This window comes from Duganella sp. CT11-25, from assembly GCF_047302815.1.
Taxonomy (GTDB): Bacteria; Pseudomonadota; Gammaproteobacteria; order Burkholderiales; family Burkholderiaceae_D; genus Rugamonas.
The window spans coordinates 105,333-121,519 of record NZ_JBKBFD010000001.1 but is presented as its reverse complement, the minus strand read 5'-3'; the positions used below and the strand labels follow the sequence as shown (position 1 = coordinate 121,519).

The 16,187-nt window shown below is 64.7% G+C and carries 17 protein-coding genes; 1 reads left to right on the top strand and 16 read right to left on the bottom strand.

Annotated features, from left to right (window positions below):
* Positions 1 to 4: 4 nt before the first annotated feature.
* Entirely contained in the window at positions 5 to 3,199 is a 3,195-nt protein-coding gene (locus ACEN9F_RS00430; RefSeq protein ID WP_413416713.1) for a PEP-CTERM sorting domain-containing protein, read from the bottom strand.
* 59 nt (positions 3,200 to 3,258) lie between these two features.
* Positions 3,259 to 3,738 (bottom strand): hypothetical protein, encoded by a 480-nt coding sequence (locus ACEN9F_RS00425; RefSeq protein WP_413416711.1) that lies wholly within the window; start codon positions 3,736 to 3,738, stop codon positions 3,259 to 3,261.
* A gap of 118 nt (positions 3,739 to 3,856) precedes the next feature.
* On the opposite strand from ACEN9F_RS00425, the gene ACEN9F_RS00420 reads away from it, so the two are divergent.
* Positions 3,857 to 4,690 (top strand): helix-turn-helix domain-containing protein, encoded by an 834-nt coding sequence (locus ACEN9F_RS00420; protein WP_413416709.1) that lies wholly within the window; start codon positions 3,857 to 3,859, stop codon positions 4,688 to 4,690.
* Here the strand turns inward: ACEN9F_RS00420 and ACEN9F_RS00415 are convergent.
* The 14 genes from ACEN9F_RS00415 to ACEN9F_RS00350 form a co-directional block, all read right to left on the bottom strand.
* A complete protein-coding gene (locus tag ACEN9F_RS00415) occupies positions 4,687 to 5,739 on the bottom strand; it encodes a tetratricopeptide repeat protein (protein ID WP_413416707.1) in 1,053 nt (350 codons plus the stop codon). The two genes, ACEN9F_RS00420 and ACEN9F_RS00415, sit on opposite strands and share 4 nt — an antisense overlap.
* Entirely contained in the window at positions 5,736 to 6,629 is an 894-nt protein-coding gene (locus ACEN9F_RS00410) for an ExeA family protein (protein WP_413416705.1), read from the bottom strand. Before ACEN9F_RS00410 ends, ACEN9F_RS00415 begins: the two co-directional genes overlap by 4 nt.
* Before the next feature lie 2 nt (positions 6,630 to 6,631).
* Positions 6,632 to 8,419: a pilus (MSHA type) biogenesis protein MshL gene (gene mshL, locus ACEN9F_RS00405; protein WP_413416703.1), complete on the bottom strand. Its 1,788-nt coding sequence runs from the start codon at positions 8,417 to 8,419 to the stop codon at positions 6,632 to 6,634.
* A 13-nt stretch (positions 8,420 to 8,432) separates the two neighbouring features.
* Entirely contained in the window at positions 8,433 to 8,783 is a 351-nt protein-coding gene (locus ACEN9F_RS00400) for a hypothetical protein (RefSeq protein ID WP_413416701.1), read from the bottom strand.
* Positions 8,768 to 9,490, bottom strand: a complete 723-nt coding sequence (gene gspM, locus ACEN9F_RS00395) for a type II secretion system protein GspM (protein ID WP_413416699.1) — start codon at positions 9,488 to 9,490, stop codon at positions 8,768 to 8,770. Before gspM ends, ACEN9F_RS00400 begins: the two co-directional genes overlap by 16 nt.
* A complete protein-coding gene (locus tag ACEN9F_RS00390; RefSeq protein ID WP_413416697.1) occupies positions 9,487 to 10,176 on the bottom strand; it encodes an MSHA biogenesis protein MshA in 690 nt (229 codons plus the stop codon). Before ACEN9F_RS00390 ends, gspM begins: the two co-directional genes overlap by 4 nt.
* Positions 10,173 to 11,117 carry an agglutinin biogenesis protein MshI gene (locus ACEN9F_RS00385; protein ID WP_413416695.1) on the bottom strand — a complete coding sequence of 315 codons (945 nt, stop codon included), beginning with the start codon at positions 11,115 to 11,117 and terminating at the stop codon, positions 10,173 to 10,175. The genes ACEN9F_RS00390 and ACEN9F_RS00385 overlap by 4 nt, the downstream gene beginning before the upstream one ends.
* A 136-nt stretch (positions 11,118 to 11,253) precedes the next feature.
* Positions 11,254 to 11,679, bottom strand: coding sequence for an agglutinin biogenesis protein MshP (locus tag ACEN9F_RS00380; protein WP_413416693.1), 426 nt, complete (start codon positions 11,677 to 11,679; stop codon positions 11,254 to 11,256).
* Positions 11,676 to 12,572, bottom strand: a complete 897-nt coding sequence (locus tag ACEN9F_RS00375) for a type II secretion system protein J (RefSeq protein ID WP_413416691.1) — start codon at positions 12,570 to 12,572, stop codon at positions 11,676 to 11,678. The genes ACEN9F_RS00380 and ACEN9F_RS00375 overlap by 4 nt, the downstream gene beginning before the upstream one ends.
* A complete protein-coding gene (locus tag ACEN9F_RS00370) occupies positions 12,569 to 13,231 on the bottom strand; it encodes a type IV pilus modification PilV family protein (protein ID WP_413416689.1) in 663 nt (220 codons plus the stop codon). Before ACEN9F_RS00370 ends, ACEN9F_RS00375 begins: the two co-directional genes overlap by 4 nt.
* Positions 13,215 to 13,826 carry a Tfp pilus assembly protein FimT/FimU gene (locus ACEN9F_RS00365; protein ID WP_413416687.1) on the bottom strand — a complete coding sequence of 204 codons (612 nt, stop codon included), beginning with the start codon at positions 13,824 to 13,826 and terminating at the stop codon, positions 13,215 to 13,217. Before ACEN9F_RS00365 ends, ACEN9F_RS00370 begins: the two co-directional genes overlap by 17 nt.
* 29 nt (positions 13,827 to 13,855) lie before the next feature.
* Complete coding sequence (locus tag ACEN9F_RS00360) at positions 13,856 to 14,380, bottom strand: type IV pilin protein (protein WP_413416685.1); 525 nt, start codon at positions 14,378 to 14,380, stop codon at positions 13,856 to 13,858.
* A gap of 48 nt (positions 14,381 to 14,428) precedes the next feature.
* Positions 14,429 to 14,947 carry a type II secretion system protein gene (locus tag ACEN9F_RS00355; protein ID WP_413416683.1) on the bottom strand — a complete coding sequence of 173 codons (519 nt, stop codon included), beginning with the start codon at positions 14,945 to 14,947 and terminating at the stop codon, positions 14,429 to 14,431.
* Positions 14,948 to 14,956: 9 nt separating this feature from the next.
* Entirely contained in the window at positions 14,957 to 16,186 is a 1,230-nt protein-coding gene (locus tag ACEN9F_RS00350; RefSeq protein WP_413416681.1) for a type II secretion system F family protein, read from the bottom strand.
* Between the last annotated feature and the right edge of the window lies 1 nt (position 16,187).

Sequence of the window (16,187 nt, the reverse complement as noted above, 5' to 3'; positions counted from 1 at the left end):
CTGCTCAGGCCGCGCGGCGGCGGCGCGCGACCACCAGCACCGCCGTCAAACCCACCATCAGCAACAGCCAGCCCGATGGTTCAGGCACCGCCGTCACCGCGCTGCCGAGCGCGTAGCTGAAGGCGTAGCCATTGGCACTGCTGGCCGTCAGCGACGAGGTGATGATCACGTCCTGCATGCCGGCGCCGAACAGGCCCAGGTCCAGCACCCTATCGCTGAAGAACAGATTGGCTTCTGCCAATGAACTGAAGGTATGCGAGAACAGCGACACGCCGTGATTGCTGATCGACAGGTCCAGCAAATCGAAGCCGGTGTTGAGCGCGTTAGCGCCGAGGAAACCAATCAACAGATTGCGGCCAGCTACCATCTCGAACTGGAATTCGCCGGTCATCACATAGGTCAAGGCCTGGCCCGCGCCATCGATCGCATACGAAGCCGCCTGTACGCCGCTGCCGATCAGCGGACCGGCCAGTGCGGCCGCCACGTTCGGGCTGGCGCTCAGCAAGGCGGCGCCGCCTGCTGCGCCCGGCGCGCCGTTGACGTTCGACACCGCCTGGAAGCTGCCGTCGAGCGCCGGCAAGCCATACGCCGCGCCGCCGTAGTTGGCCGAGCTGTAACTGGCGGCGCTGGAGAAACCGACACCGTCGCCGAAGCTGGCCACGGCCGTGCCGTGTACCTGGCTGGCGCCGCTGGCGGCGTGGGCGACGCTGTCGGCCAGGACCGCGCCGGCACTGCCCTGGCCGCCGGCAATGCCGACGATGCTGGCGTTGCCCACACCCGAGGCGAACGCATACGCGCGGGCGTTGTCGCCGACCGCGCTGGCCGTGGCATGGCTGGCGCCGCCCGCCTGCAGCGTCTGGGCCGCAGCGACCGCTTCCGCATAGCCGTTGCCGTTGCGCTCGGTGGCGACCGCGTTGGCGGTCGAGGTGGCGGACAGGTTCGAGGTCGCGCCGGCCCAGGACACCGCATTCCCTTGGGCGGTGGCCCGGCTGGTGCTCAGCGCGGCGCCCAGCGCGATGGCCTGCGCGTTGCCTTTGGCGCCGCCAAAATTGCCGCCGCCATAGGCGGAGGCGTCGGCGCTGACGGCGGCGCCGGCGACCCGCGACCTCAGCACCGTGACGCTGCTGGCGTAGCCGCCCGCGCCGCCTGCGCCGTCGCCGCCGCGCGCCACGGTCACCCCGGTCAGCCGGGACGCCGTGGCATTGTCGAGGTTGAGCTCCGAGGAAGCGGCCCCTCCTTGGGCATATTCATCATGGGGGTTGTAAATACCGATGCTTCCACCCTGGGCGGTCTGGCTCAAGCTCAAAGCGCCGCTGGTCAAGCCGGACACGGCGTTGTACAGGTCCACGCCGCCACCGACATACACATCGCTGCCAGCCGTCACCGAGCCGCTCAAGGTGACGGCGCCGGTGCCGGACTGGCCATACACACTGAGGCTGGCCTGGCCATGGTCGCTGTAGGGCCAGCTACTGCCGGCGATCGCGGTGGCCGACAGGTTGACGTCGTAGTTGCCGCCGGTGACACCGCTGACGGTAACGACTGCATTGCCGGCCCCGCCGCCGCCATAATAGGCATCGCCCAAGCCGCTGCCGGCCTCGGCATAGGCGCTGCCGCTGATCGCGCCGCTGCCGGCCAAGGTCAGCGTCGCCGTGGCGTCGCCGCCCGATCTGAACTGGCCGCCACCACCATAGGCATAGGCGGTGCCGCTGACGCTGGCGTGGGCATCGGCGGAGCCGCCGCCGGACAGCACCTTGGTCGTGGCGGTGGCCGAGCCGCTGGGCGCCGAGGCGACATTGGTCAGGTTGACGCTCAGCGCGCCGCTGGTCCGGGCCTCCACGATGCTCATGGCGTCCGGTAGCGAGCTGTAAGCGGTGGTACTGCCGGCGCGCGCCGAGCTGCCGCCCGTGGCGCCGGCGCCGTTCAGACTTAGCAGCGAGATGGCGCTGCCGCCGTCGCCGCCGAAACCCGGCCAGGGGGAGTTGCCTCCGTTGCCGCCGTCGGCGGACGCCGTGCCGTCGACCGCACCGGCGCCCGTCAGCGTCAGCGAAGCCGAGGCCCCGCCGCCGTTGGACGGCCTGCCCGTGTATCCCACCGAGAACCCGGCGCCGCCGCTGGCCACGGCGCTGCCTTTGACCGCGCCCAGGCCGGTGAGCGCCACCGTGACGTCGGCACCGGCGCTGGAACCGGCGTAGGCGGCGCCATCGCCGGACACCATGGCGCCGGCGCGCGTCGAATTCAAGAACAGGATGCTGCTGGCGGAACCGCCGGTGGCGACCCCGACCCCTTCCCAGTAATCGCTCAGGGTGATGCCGCCGTTGCCGGCCCGGGCCACGACCGTGGCGCTCAAACTGCTGGCGCTGGCGTCGCTGAGCCTCAGGCTGGAACTGGCGCTGCCGCCGTAGCCTCCGACGGCCGAGTCATTGTAGGGAACCAGGCTGTCGCCGCCGCTGCCGGCCTGCGCGATTTGCGTCAGCGACAATGCGCCCCGGGTCTGGCCGCTGACAGCCTGGTCCAGCGCGACGCTGGCGCCGTTGCCGCCCACGCCGCCGTAGCCCCTGCCGCCATTGCCGCCCCTGGCCGTGGCCGACACCACGACGTTGCCGCTGTCCGAACGCCCGGAGGCGCTGGCCGTGGCGCCGCCGCCATGGCCAGCGGCCACGCCCACACCGTTGCTGCCGGCACCCGCCCCGCCGGCGGCATCGGCCAGCGACAGCACGTTGCCGCCGCCATTGGCCACCGCCACGCTGCCGCCCGCAGCGCCGCCACCGTTGCCGCCGCCACCGCCGCTGGCCTGGCAGGCCGGCATCCATTCGTAACAATACGGCATGGCGTAATCGCCCGGCACGCCGCCCAGCCCGCCCGCACCGCCGCTCACCCACGATTGCGCCGACGCGCCGCCCGTGACCGGTGCGGCCGAGACCGTACCGGTCGCACTGCCGCCATTGCCACCGTTGCCGCCATTGGTGGGCGCGAGATTCGGCGATCCGGCCGCGCCGGCGCCGCCCGCACCGCCGCTGCCGCCGGTCAAGGTCAGCTTGATGCCGGCATCGTTGTTCGGCCCCAGGCTCTGCTGCAACGGCGCGGCGTCGCCGCCGGCGTCGCCAGCCTGGCCTGGCAGGCCGGCCGCGCCGGCGCTGCCGCCGGGCCCGGTCAAGACCAACTCGGCGCCGTAGGCCTGGCTGACGGCCAGCGCAATCAATAGAGGAGCCAACCGTACGGCCCGACGCGGCGTGTGACAGGTAAGGGACTGGGAGTGAATCATGGCTGACCTTCAGGGAGAGTGCTGCGGTGGGAGGCGGCGGCCTTGTCCTGCGCGATCAGCACGGCCAGCTGCGACTTCTCGCCCACCGCCTCCATCTGCAGGATGCGCTCGACCGGTATCAGCTGCCATTCGGGACCGTGCCAGTCATTCTTCTTGCGGCTGACCACGCGGTTGCCCGGCTGGCCGTTCGGCTGGGTGAATGGCTGCGTGTAGTAGACGTCGCCGAGCTTGACCGCGCCGGCGCGCGATTCCAGCAGCGTGCCGTAGAACATCTGGCCGTTCACCAGCTGCACGCTGTACAGGCCGCCCGGCGCCCCCAGGTCCAGCGCACGCGTGTTCAGGGTCTGCCAGGCCAGCAAGGCTTGCGCCGCCAGCGCCAGCGCGGCGACCACGCCGGCCAGGATGGCCAGCCAGGTGCGGACCGGCGTCCAGCCGCTGCGGACGGACCATGGTGCTTCGATGGTTTCTATTTGCATGTTATATAAATGATGATTGTAACTATCCAGTAATTAAAATTATAATAATTCAATTATTTGATAGGCAATGTACTGAAAGTCTCACATTATTGACTTGCTGTCTCCCAAGGTGGTCCCAATGCAGTTAAACGGAAGTAACCGGCGCACCATCGGCACAATCGACGTGATTTGGCTGGCATCTCCCATTCAGGAGAATGCCCCCATCACGCCGCCGGGGCGGGACGAGTCGTTTTTGTTGGGAATACAGCGCAGCGGGCGGGGGACGGTGCAACAACATGGCCGCGCCGCGCATCTGGCGCCGGGCGATATCGCGATGTATTCGAACGCCGCCCCCTACCAGCTGGACTTGCACGGCGGGAGCGAACAAATCGTGCTGGTGCTGCCGGCCGCACCGATGCGCAGCGCCTGTCCCGGCATCGATGGCTTGACGGCGACCGCGCTGAAAAGCACGCAGCCGCTGGTGGCACTGCTGGGTTTGATGGCCGACAGTTATTTCGCCCCCTCCTATACATCCTTGCCCCCGCAGGCGGCCACCCACGCGGCCCACGCGCTGATCGACACCGCCGCCGGCTGCATCCTGACCTTCCAGGGCCTTGCCGATGCGCGCCGCTCCAACCTGTCGCAGTACCACCTGGACCGCATCCGCCAATATGCGCTGGCGCATCTCGACGACACGGAGTTATCGGTGGCCAAGGTGGGGACGGCGCTCGGGCTGTCGGCGGCGCATATCCACCGCATCTTTGCGGACGAGGTGCAAACCTTCAGTGCATGGTTGTGGGAGTCGCGGCTGCAGGCATGCCGCCAGGCCTTGCGCGAGCCGGGGATGGCACGGCAATCGATCGGTATGATCGCGTCGCGGTTTGGCTTTACCCATGCCACGCATTTTTCGCGTGCTTACCGCAGCCGCTTCGGCATGACGGCCAGCACTTGGCGTGCCGGCGCGGAGGACTAGCGCGACAGCTGTTCCAGCTTGCGGTCGACGAAGGCTTGCAGTTCCGGCGTCAGGCCGCTGGCGGCCCGGGCGCGGGCGTAGGCTTCGCGCGCTTCCGGCAGATGCTGCTCGGCCTGCAGCGAGATGCCCAAGCCCATCCACCACACGCCGCTTTGCGGCGATAATTTCAAGGCTTCGCGATAGTGCTGCGCGGCTTCGGCATGGCGCTGCTCACGCTGCAGCACGCCGGCCACGAAGCCCCGGTAATCGGCGCTGTTGCCGGCATACGGCAGCGTATTCATCAACGTTTGCAGCGCCGGGCCGCCCTTCTCCAGCTGCAGCCGGGCCAGCACCATCGCCAGGCCGGGCTGGCGCGGATCGATGCCCAGCGCCAGGCGCAACTGGCGGATGGCGTCATCGGTACGCTTGTTTTCCAGCAGCAGGCTGATATAGGTCTGGCGCGCGGCGTCGTTGCGCGGGTCGATTTCCACGGCCCGGTCCAGGTCAGCCATCGCGGTGCTGACGCGGCCTTCCTGCAGCGAGGACAAGGCGCGGCGATAGGTGTTCTCCGCCACTTGCTTGGGCGTCAGTTCGGTGACGGCGCCGCTGGCCGAGGCGGCCGGCGCGGCGGCGGCCGTGCTCGCAGGCTTGCGCGGCAGGACCGGCGCAGGCTCGGCGTGCTCGGCGGCGGGCACGCGGTGCCCCTGCTTGGCAGGCGCGGCGACCGCAACGCTCTCCGGCTCGGCCTTGGTGGCGGCGGGCGCAGGCGATGACGCGGACAGATCTGCCGCAGCGGCTGGCGGCTCCTGCAGGCGCGGACGGTCGGGAATACGGTTGTCGATCACCTTGGGCACCGGCGCCGGCGGCGCACTGCGGCCTTGCCAGTACTGCCAGCCATACCAGCCACCCGCCGCCAGTGCGATCAGCGCCGCACCGGCGCCGGCCAGCATCAGCGGACGGCGGTCGCGCTCGGCGGACGGCACGGCTTTCAATTCCTGCTGTTCGAGCGCGGCGTCGCTGCCGCCGCCGCGCGCGTCCAGGTCTTGCAGCATTTTATTAATCAGGCTCATTTGGTCAGCGCCCAGGTCAAGCCGCACGCGGCGATCAGCAAGCTCAATCCGGCCGCCAGCCACGGCCAGCGCAGGCCCGAGCGCGGCGTCACGGTATCGCGCGCGGCCAGCTTGACGTGTCGGCGCGCGACCTGCTGCTTGCCTTCGCCGAAGCATAGCATCAAGGCTTTGTTGGCCATGATGTTGACCAGCCGCGGAATGCCGCCGCTGGCCTTGTACAGCCCGGCGATCGCGCCGCGGCTGAACAGCCGGCCGCCCGCATAGCCGGCCACACGCAGGCGGTGCGCCAGGTAGTATTCGATGTCGTCGCGGGTCAGCGGGCCGAGGTGGTAGTGGAAGGTGATCCGCTGCGCCAGCTGGCGTATCGCCGGATCCTGCAAATGCTGGTTCAGCTCTGGCTGGCCGAACAGGATGATCTGCAGCAGCTTGCGCTTCTCGGTCTCCAGGTTGGTCAGCAGGCGCAGCGCTTCCAGGCTTTCGGTCGGGATCGCCTGCGCCTCGTCCAGGCACAGCAGCACCTGCTTGCCGTCGCGCGCCAGCTCCATCAGGCGGCTGGTGATCGACTTCAGCAACTGGTGCTGGTCGACGTCGCGCTCCAGCGGCACTTCCAGCTCATCGGCCAGCGCCAGCATCAGCGTGCGCGGCTCCAGGTAAGGATTCGGAATGTAGGCCGTGACAAAGTTCGGTCCTACCGTGGCGATGAACTTGCGGCACAGCAGCGTCTTGCCCGTGCCCACTTCGCCGGTGATCTTGATGAAGCCTTCGCCGCTCTTGGCGGCCACCAGCAAGGTATTCAACGCCTCCTGCGAATGCGGGCTGGTGAAGAAGTAGCTGGTATCCGGCGTGATGCTGAATGGCGCTTCACGCAAGCCGAAGTGTTTGCTGTACATGATCAGTTGCGCCCCTTGCGGCCAGGATCGAGTTCCTTGATACGGCGGCCGCTCTCCAGCAGATCCTGGTTCCAGTCGGACGAGGTCTCGACGATGGTCGGCTTGATCAGCACCACCAGTTCGCGTTTCTGGATGACTTCCCCCTTGCTGCCGAACAGCAGGCCCAGCACGGGAACGCTGCTGGCGCCCGGCACGCCGGAGCGGTCGGTGGTGGTGGACTGGCGCATCAGGCCGCCGATGGCGACCACCTGGCCGTCCTGGCCGCGCACCATGCTGTCCATCTCCGAGGTCGACGAGGCGGCCAGCGGCAGGCTGAAGTTGCCCAGCGAGCCGAGGTTCAAGCCCTTGTTGACGGTCGACACCTGGCTGACCGATGGATGCACGTGCAGGATGATGTTGCCGTGGTCGTCGATCTGCGGCGTCACGTCCAGCACCACGCCGGAGAAGAACGGCTGCAGGGTCACGGTCGGCGTGGTCACGCCGGTGCCGGTGCCGCTGGTCGTGGTGGTGGTGCTGACGCCGGTCACATAGAATTCGTCGGTGCCGATTTTCAGCAGCGCCTTCTGGTTGTTCAGCGTGGCGATGCGCGGGCTGGACAGCACATGCACCGTGCCCTGCCCTTCAAGGAAGGAAATCAGCGCGGCGAAGTTGCTGGTCTGGAAGGCCATACCGAACAGCGAACCGACCGCGTCGGCCGAGGCGCTCAGCGAGGTGCCCGGCAGGCCGCCGACGCCGGCCTTGCCGACGCTGCTCAGCGCGCCGCCCACGCCCAGCGGCGTCAGCGTGGTGTCCGGCTGCAGCGTGCCGGCCGAGATACGGTTGTTGCCACCCGCGCCCAGCTTGCCGAACGCCGCCCAGTTGATGCCGGTCTGGAAGTTGCTGTTCAATTCCACTTCGAGGATCTTGGCTTCCAGGATCACCTGGCGGTCCACCGACAGCTGGGTCGCCTTCAAGTACATATCGACGTTGCGCAGCTCGTCCGGCATGGCGCGGATCACGATCACGCCCGACTGCGGGCTGATGGTCACGCTGCGCCCCTCCTTGCCGGGTTCGATGATGGCTTCCAGCGCGGTCTTCAGCTCCAGCCAGAAATCGCTGGCCGAGGTGGTGGAGACGTTGGCGGAATCGCGCTGCGTCTGGTTGCCGCCCGGCGTGTTGCCGTTATTGCCGTTGTTGCCCGAGTTATCGTTGTTGTTGCTGCTGTTATTGTTGTTATTGCCGCTGCCACTATTCTGGTTGCCGCTGTTGCTGGTGCCGGCATTCGAGACCGAGGTCGACGACACCCGCAAGCTGGACACGCCCTTGCGGATCGCCGTCAGGTAATTGACCTTGAACATCTTGGTCTGCATGGTCAGCGGACGGATATAGATGCGCGTGCCTTCCACCTTGTAATCGTAGCCGTACAGTTCGCGCACCGCGTCCAGCGCCTCGAACAGCGTGACGTCCTTCAGGTTGGCTGTGATGTTGCCGGTCACTTCGGGATTGATCAGCATGTTGTAGCGCGTGCCGGCCACGATGGAATTGAAGAACTGCTGCACCGGCACATTGTTGAACGAGACGTTGAAGCGCTCCTCCAGCACGGCGCGCGCCTTCGGCAGTTGATCTTGCAGCTGCGACACCGGCGGCAGCAAGGCGCTGGCCACCGCATCGTTCTGCGCCGCCACGGCGGGCTTGGCGGCGGCGGAATTCACCTCGGCGCTGATCTTGTCGTAGGTATCGCGCCTGGACGGGGTGGAGCACGCGCTCAGCAGCAGCGTCGTCACGATAGCGATGGTCAGTATTTTTTGCATAGACGTTTTTACTTTAATGTGCGGCTTTTTTAGCATCCGGGAACAGCGTCAGAATTTGTTTGCTTCGGCCGTTTTGCAGCACGACGTGGTCCTTGCTGACTTCAACCAGCACGGCGCCATTGAATTTCTCGCCCTTGCGCACGGTCTGGCCATCGATCACCGCCACCTCGCGCCCGCGCGCGCCGATCAGCACCGATTGCAGTTGCGGGCCGGCGGCCACGGCCGGGACATCCGGCGTGCCCGACGGCAGCAGGCGCGACTCCGGCGGCGGCATGGTCGGATCGGCCAGGCTTTGCGCGCCGGCCGCGCCCGACAGCATGGCGCAGACGCACAGCATCAGCAGGCGGTTCATAGCTTCATCCATTTCGGGTCCAGGCTCAGCGTGTAAAGGGTCAGCGTCAGGCGCGAATTCGGATACTGCTGCGCGTCCAGCGTGGCCTTGCCCCAGAACAGCTGCACCGGCAGCGACTCAAGCGCATCCATGTAATTGACCATGTCCAGATAACTGCCTTGCAAAACGATCTCCACGCCGTGGCGATACAACAGCTCGCGCGGCTTGGGTGCTGGTGGCGGGGGCGGCGTGCCGGCCGGCAACGGCTTGGCCATGGCCTCCTGTGCCGGCAGCGCGGCTTCGTTCATGCCTGTCACCGGCAGCGTCTTCATCGACATCAACCGCAGCTTGCCGTTGCCGCGCAACAGATGCTCCAGCAGCGGCGCGATCTTGTCCGGCGCAACCAGGCCTTTTTGCACCGCCATCAGGCCGGCGCTGGCGCTGTCGATTTCCTCGTGCACCTTCTTTAGCTGCTCGCGCACAGACGCATCCGGATCGACCGTGAAGCCCTGCGCCTTGAAAGCGATCTCGGTATCGATACCGGCGATCTGGTTTTGCTGCTGCTTGATCTGCGTTTGCAGCAGCTTTTGTTTTGCCAGCAAGGGCTCGATCGACACCGTGTAAATCAGGAACAGGATGGCAGCCACCACGGCCAGGAACACCATCGCCCGCTCGCGCAGCGTCATCGCGTCCAGCTTGGTGCTCAGCTTAATCCATTGTTGCAACAGTTGCTGTTTCATTTGGCAGCCTCCTGCGCGGTCGATTGCAGGCTGAATTCCACAAACGGCGCGGCCGCCGCCACCGGCGCGGCGGCCGGAACCGGGGCCTGAGCAGATGCCGCCACAGCAGCAGGCGCAGGAGCGGCTTGCACCTGCACGTCCGGCCGGCCTATATCCAGGGTGGCAAACGTCTTGCCGTGCATCACACGTTCGCCGGTCAGGCGGGCAATATAGTTCGGTATCAGGGTCGGCTGCATCGCCCTGCCCTGCACGCCGATATCGTTGCCGGCGCCGCTGATGGTCAGGCCGGTCAGCCACAGGCCGTTGACATTCTGGCGCGAGAACGCGCGGAAGTATTCGGCATAGCCTGCGGTGTTACCCAGCACGCCGCCTTTCAGCACCATCGCCACGTCTTGCAGCGCCTTGCGCTCAGCCTCGACCTGCGCCAGCTCGGTCGCCAATGCAGTATTCTTCGCGCGCGGTGCGAATTGCGCATTGGCCTTGACCAGCCGCTGCTCGCGGCCCGCCAGCAAGGCCTTGCCCGCCGCCGCACTTTGCTCCAGCTCGGCCACGCTGCGGCCGGCATACCAGGTCAGCAGCAGCGCGCCGGCCACAATCACGCCCAGCGCCTCCGCCATCGGCAAGGCCGTAAAAATCTTCTTCTGCTTGAGGAAGATCGGATTGAAAAGGTTGATCTGCTGACTCACAGATGCACCTCCTCATGCCGCAGGGCCGCGCCCAAGGTCAGGAAGAAACGCTGCTGCTGCGCGGCGTCCTGCAGATCCGGCGCCTTGCTCAGGTCGAACACATCGTCCAATGTCATCGCCTCGACCGGCATGTACAGGTTGGCGGCCAGGTACGCATGCAAACCCTCGGCGCCGGTCGGCGCCAGCAGCAGCTTGAGCACGTTCACATAGTGGAACTGGCGGTCGAAGTGGTCCAGCGAGCGCTGCAGCTCCAGCGTGATCTTGTCGAAGAAATTCTGCAGCCGGTCGGAATCGCGCTCCATCAACTGCTCCAGCGCGACATCGATGCGGCGCGAGAGATAAAGCTCGCCCTTGTAGGTAATCGTCAGCAGGCCGCCGTCGGCGTCGAAGGACAGCATGGCCAGGCCGCGCCCCTCGGTCTCCAGCAGCGCCGAGATATTCCGCTGCGCCATCTCCGGGATATCGATCACGGTCAGCTCCAGCTTGGCCTCGCTGAACAGCGTCTGGCGCGCCTGGATCAGCGCGTTGCGCGCGGCGATCGCGAACATCGAATGGCCGCGCGCGGCGGCGCTGGTATCGACCGGAATATCGAGCACATCGATGGTGGCGTCGTCGACATGGAAATCGAGCATATCCTTCAAGCGCCACCGCACCGCCGTTTTCAACTCGTCCTGCGGCACATTGGGCGCATCGACCGTCAGCATCTGGTACTCGCCGCCGCTGAGCATGGTGCCGTAACGGAAGCTGGCGGCCTTCAGGTCCTTATTCAGGCGTTCCAGCGCATCGGGCGAAAAGCTGGCCTCGGACGGATAAAAAGCCGACAGCTCGACCACCGCCTTGGCATCGCGCACGCGGCGGACGCGGCCCGCACAGACGCCTTCCCTGAGGAACGTGACCGTGAGCCAGCCATCCGATTTTTTAGCTCTTTTAAAGAAACCCATGCCAGCGATCTAAATGGTTACCAACACGCGAGGTTTACGTGCTAGATGGTTGATTATATTCAAGTTACACGGCATTTCATGCTCAAACTGACAATCCTTCTGTAAAAACACACACATTTCCACACTGCTTGCGTCTTTAAAGCTGCGCGCGAATCTCGCGCTGCACATAATCGGGACCCGGCGCGCCGTTTGGACAAGCGTTGCCGGCAGGCTGGTTGCACGCGACTGCCCTGATTTCAAAACGGTTCGGCGTCAATCCGCCAGCCGCGCCGCAACTGACGGTCACCGTAAAAGCCGACAGGCTGGTACCTGGAGGCAAAGCGAAACTTGTAGTACTCGCACATCCCAGTGTGGCACCTTGCAGTTGCGTGAACAGCGCCCACTCAATGCCGGCCTTGGCCGCCTGATAAGCGCGCGTTCCCTGCTCGTCCTGTGCGACGCCGGCTTGCTGCGAGGTCATGAGCGACACGACCGCGACCGCCAACCCGGCCAGTACCACCAGCAGGAAAATCGCCGTTACCAGCGCCACGCCGGCCGATTTACGAAGGGCGCGAATGCTCATGGCGTATTGTCCACGTGAATTTGGTCGGTCAGCGTGACGGTCTCCAGACCGTTGGCGGCGCCGGTGCTGGTCCGCGCCAGCGCGATGGTCATCCCGATCACGCCGCTTTGCTGGTTGGCGGTCTGGGTAATGGTGAAGTCGCAACCGAGTACATTGTTTGCCATCAGTGCGCCATTCCCGGGAGGCACCACCTGCTGCGGCGCCGCAGCAGCAGGAAAACCATACCCGGCGAAGCGCCGCAGGGTCCCCCTGCCATTAGCCGTTCCCTCGCAACGGAAGGTAACCGGCGTGCCGGCAACCTGGAAACGGTGATCGGGCGAGGTGTTCGGCACCCTGCCGGCCGCAACGGCTGCGGCGAAGGGATTGGGCGCGACCATCGTGATCGTCCGGCCATTGATCTGGTCGACCTGCGCGCGGTTGCCGCCAGCATAGGCATCGGCGTCGGGGAAGTCAGACCCCAGGTTATAAATCACAATGAAATCATTCCTGGCGATCGCATACGGGGCGCCGGGCACGGTACCGGCGATGTCGAACAACAGGTTGCCTGCATTGGTGAAGCTGAGCGCATTGCCGGCTACATTGTCCTCGGTTGCCAGATACTGGCCGCCGGCCTTGGTTGGAATAAATTCCACATACCATACGCCGCCCACCACCATCCATCGCACGCTGTTGGGCACAGCCGCGCGCAGTTCGCGCGCCATGCGGCGCAGGACCAGGTCGGCCGTATCGCTCAGGTCGGCACGGCCTGCGGCATCGGCGTAGTTTTGTACCGGCCGGCGGATGAACAGCACCATGGTGCCGGCAAGGATCCCGGTGATGACCATGACGACGATCGCCTCCACCAGCGTGAAGCCGCGCTGGCGTAGCGTCGGGTGTGGGCTTGGTATCGTCATGGCAGGAAGTTGGGCGCGTAGCGTGTGCGGTAGCCATCCAGCCGAATGAAATCATTGGGACCAGTGCCGTAGACGGTGGTCACCGTGATTTGCAAAACCCTGAGTTCGCCGTCACTTGAAATGATATTGGGTAATGGCGCTCCCGCGACGGGGCCCAGCGCATGGGCGGCATCCAGCAGGTTCAGTGCGACTGTCGTGCGGATGCCTGCCAGTGTGGCGTTGCCGATCGTGCTAAGCCCAGCGTCCTGGCCGAGCGGGCGGCCGTTGACATCCCGGTCCACACTCTCGTTGGGGCGGGCGAAGCTGTATTGTGCGGCGCCAACCGCAGTGGCATAGTCGGCGACGTTGGCGTAGGGGCGTACCAGGCCATTTTTGACGCCGATGAATGTCGCCATGCCGGCAGTGCAGGCGGCCGCCGTGGTTGCGGAACTGGCGTTGGGATCGGCCGGGTCGCAAGCGGTGAATCGAGCCAATTGGACTTCCTCCATGAAGGATTCAGCGATCAGCATGGCCTGCTTGCGCCGCAGTGGATCGGCGCTCTTGGCGCCGCCAATGTTCAACACGCCGATGATGCCGGCGGCGGCCACGCCCATGATGACCATGAACATCACCAGCTCGATCAGGCTCAGGCCCAGCTGTCGCTTATGGCGCATGGGCATAACCCGTCTCCGGCTCGACGATGATGGTAAAGATGCTGTTGCCACTACTGAAGTTCAGCGTCAATGGCGCGATAAAGGTGGAGGCCGCTCCTACGACGTCATTGTTGTTGTGTGGACGTCCCATGGAGTCGAAGAAAAAATAGCCGCCATTGGCGAACTCGGGGCGCGCCACTGCCGCGGCCACCGCGACGTTTGCCGGGCGACCGGCACAAGCCCAATTGGATACATAGACAGCATTGGCAATGCAGTGGACTCTCGTCGCGCCGCTGCCGTTGTTGGAGCCAGCCGGATCGGGGACCAGGCTGCCGGCGGCGCAATTAGCGGTAAAGCAGAGCGCAAAACCGCCGGGGGTGGACTGCACAAAGACTTCACGGTTCTGGGCGATAGCCAGCTTCTGGGCATAGCGGATGAGGCCGAGGGATTGGTCGGCGTAAGCCCGGCTCTCGAACACTTGGTTGTCGAAGAACCGGGAAGCGCCGATCGCACCGAGCACGCCCATCAGCACGATCACCGTGATCAGCTCGATCATCGTGAAGCCGGATGACCGGCGGTGGGCAGCGCCATCGCGGCGCTGCGTGCGGTTTGCGCGGTTCAATTCGGCACCAGGCCTGTGCCTGTCAGCGTTTAATTACAAGTGGCGGCGCTTGCATTGGGGCCCACAGCGATGGTCGGCTGCTGATTGGCGCCGGCCGCCTGAACATAGGTCAGGAAGCAGTTCAAGCCTGTAGGAGTAGTGGAAACACTGATAGGCTGAACCAGGATGGTGCCGGCAACCACGGCCGGCGCATTCACGGTATTGGCCGCAGGGCCAACGGTAACGGCATAGTCATTAGGATTCAAGCCCGCGGCCAGGGCGGTATTGTTGTCGGCAGCCGGATAGGTATTGACGACAGCGACATTGATCCCCTCATACGCAAACGGCCCCGCTCCGTTGATCAGGGCTTGTCCGTGCACCATGGCAGCCGTAGCCGACAAGGCGCCGCGCGCGGAGTTCAGGGAAGCCAGGCGAGCCTCGCCGCCGAGGCTGGAAAATCGTGGCAAGGCGGTTGCCGCCAAAATACCGAGGATAACGATCACTACGATCAGTTCGATCAGCGTAAAACCCGCTTGGGCTTGTTTGCGCATGGCGGTCATTGCTGGCTTGTTCATTACTTTCTCCAAATCGTCTAATAAGGTAAGAAGGCTGCGCGTGTCGCGCTAGTCCTTCACTTGCTCAAAGGCCACACCTGTGGGTTCGGGTGTGCCTGACGGCTTGGCGGGGCTATGGGGCAAGCGAAGCAATTTTACCTTGAATTTCAAACGTTTCGATTGAGCATCTCCAAAAGAATTTCCATTATTTAACAAATAAATCAGACTTTTGTCACGGCGGTCGAAACACCAGTTACCCTCGCCTATGTCGCTGTCACTGGGTTGAAACAATTCCCCGGCGTAATTAGCGGGCTTGTTTTTTAACAAATTTAACGGATTTTCTTCGGTTAAATTAGTTAAATTAACGCTGCCACTAGGCAATTTTCCTTCAGCAACCTTAATTTCTAAGGCCGCACGAATATTCGCCACAGTGTGCTCGACCGCGACCCGCTCCGCTTCGCCTTGGTAATAAAACACCCTTTGCAACAGGATTGTCATCAAAACGCCGATCACCGCCACCGCCACGGCAAACTCCAGCAAACCGGCGCCGCGTTGTTTCCCCGTCACAAAGGTGGTTAAAAAAGCCACGATATCGGCCTAGTGATGCAAGGCGGCTTTGCCCAGATCCCAGATCGGCAGGAAGATGCCCAGCGCCAGCACCAGCACCATGATGCCGAGGAAGGTGATCAGGATGGGCTCGATCTGCGCCGAGAGAGTCTTCAGTTCATAGTCGACTTCGCGCTCGTACATCTGGGCGATTTCATCCATCAGGTCGTCGATGGAGCCGCTCTCCTCGCCGACGGCGATCATTTGCAGCACCACCGGCGTGAATACGCCGGCAGCGGCAGCAGTGCGCAGGATACTGTCGCCGCGCTCGACGCCGTCGCGCATCTGCTCGACACGGGCGCAGAGATAGGAGTTATCGACAGTCTGCGACACCACGGTCAGCGCCTGCACAATCGGCACGCCGCTGCGGCTGGACAACGCAAAGCTGCGCGCAAACCGCGCCATCGTCGCTTTCAGGATGATCTTGCCGGCAACAGGGATACTCAGCTTGAATTTGTCCCATTTGTACAAACCCGCCGCTGTGGCAACCCACGCGCGAAAGCCCCAGAAGCCGAGTGCCGCAGCGCCCCCTATCACAGACCAGTAGCGCACTGTAAAGTTGGAAAATCCAATCAGTATCCGCGTCATCAACGGCAATTCCGTATGGAAGCTGGCGAATACGCCGACAAACGCCGGGATCACAAAGATGTTCACCACGATCATCGCGATAACCATGGCGGCCACCACAAAGGTCGGATAGCGCGTCGCCGTCTTGACTCGCTGCCGCATGTCGCGGTCGAACTCCAGGTGGTCGAACAGGCGCAGGAACACCTCCTCCAGCCGCCCCGTCATCTCCCCCACCCTGACCATCGACAGGTAGAACGGCGTGAACACGTCCGGATGGCGGCGCATGGCGGCCGACAGTTCGCGGCCCGAATCCAGCGATTCCCGCAAATCCTTGATCACCTTGCCGAACGACTTGCTGACCGCCGATTCCTGCAGCCCCGCCAGCCCGCGCATGATGGGCACGCCCGACTTGAGCAAGGTGTACAGCTGGCGGCTGAACAGCTGCACGTCCATCGACGTCACCTTCTTCTCGAACAGCTTGACCCACCAGGCCTCGCCGTTGGCGGTCACGGCCTTGCTGGTGACCACGATCTCGATCGGCGTCACGCCCGTATTGAACAACTGGTCGGCCACGGCGCCGCTGTCGGCCGCCTCCAGCACGCCCTGCATCAGTTCGCCGCGCGCGTTGCGGGCCTTGTAAGCGAAGAACGGCACG

Coding starts and splice junctions, on each gene's coding strand:
- gspM (WP_413416699.1), bottom strand. CDS start 9,490: ATGAAACAGCAACTGTTGCAACAATGGATTAAGCTGAGCACCAAGCTG.
- ACEN9F_RS00420 (WP_413416709.1), top strand. CDS start 3,857: ATGCAGTTAAACGGAAGTAACCGGCGCACCATCGGCACAATCGACGTG.
- ACEN9F_RS00400 (WP_413416701.1), bottom strand. CDS start 8,783: ATGGATGAAGCTATGAACCGCCTGCTGATGCTGTGCGTCTGCGCCATG.
- ACEN9F_RS00385 (WP_413416695.1), bottom strand. CDS start 11,117: ATGGGTTTCTTTAAAAGAGCTAAAAAATCGGATGGCTGGCTCACGGTC.
- ACEN9F_RS00425 (WP_413416711.1), bottom strand. CDS start 3,738: ATGCAAATAGAAACCATCGAAGCACCATGGTCCGTCCGCAGCGGCTGG.
- ACEN9F_RS00380 (WP_413416693.1), bottom strand. CDS start 11,679: ATGAGCATTCGCGCCCTTCGTAAATCGGCCGGCGTGGCGCTGGTAACG.
- mshL (WP_413416703.1), bottom strand. CDS start 8,419: ATGCAAAAAATACTGACCATCGCTATCGTGACGACGCTGCTGCTGAGC.
- ACEN9F_RS00375 (WP_413416691.1), bottom strand. CDS start 12,572: ATGACGATACCAAGCCCACACCCGACGCTACGCCAGCGCGGCTTCACG.
- ACEN9F_RS00370 (WP_413416689.1), bottom strand. CDS start 13,231: ATGCCCATGCGCCATAAGCGACAGCTGGGCCTGAGCCTGATCGAGCTG.
- ACEN9F_RS00410 (WP_413416705.1), bottom strand. CDS start 6,629: ATGTACAGCAAACACTTCGGCTTGCGTGAAGCGCCATTCAGCATCACG.
- ACEN9F_RS00415 (WP_413416707.1), bottom strand. CDS start 5,739: ATGAGCCTGATTAATAAAATGCTGCAAGACCTGGACGCGCGCGGCGGC.
- ACEN9F_RS00360 (WP_413416685.1), bottom strand. CDS start 14,380: ATGAACAAGCCAGCAATGACCGCCATGCGCAAACAAGCCCAAGCGGGT.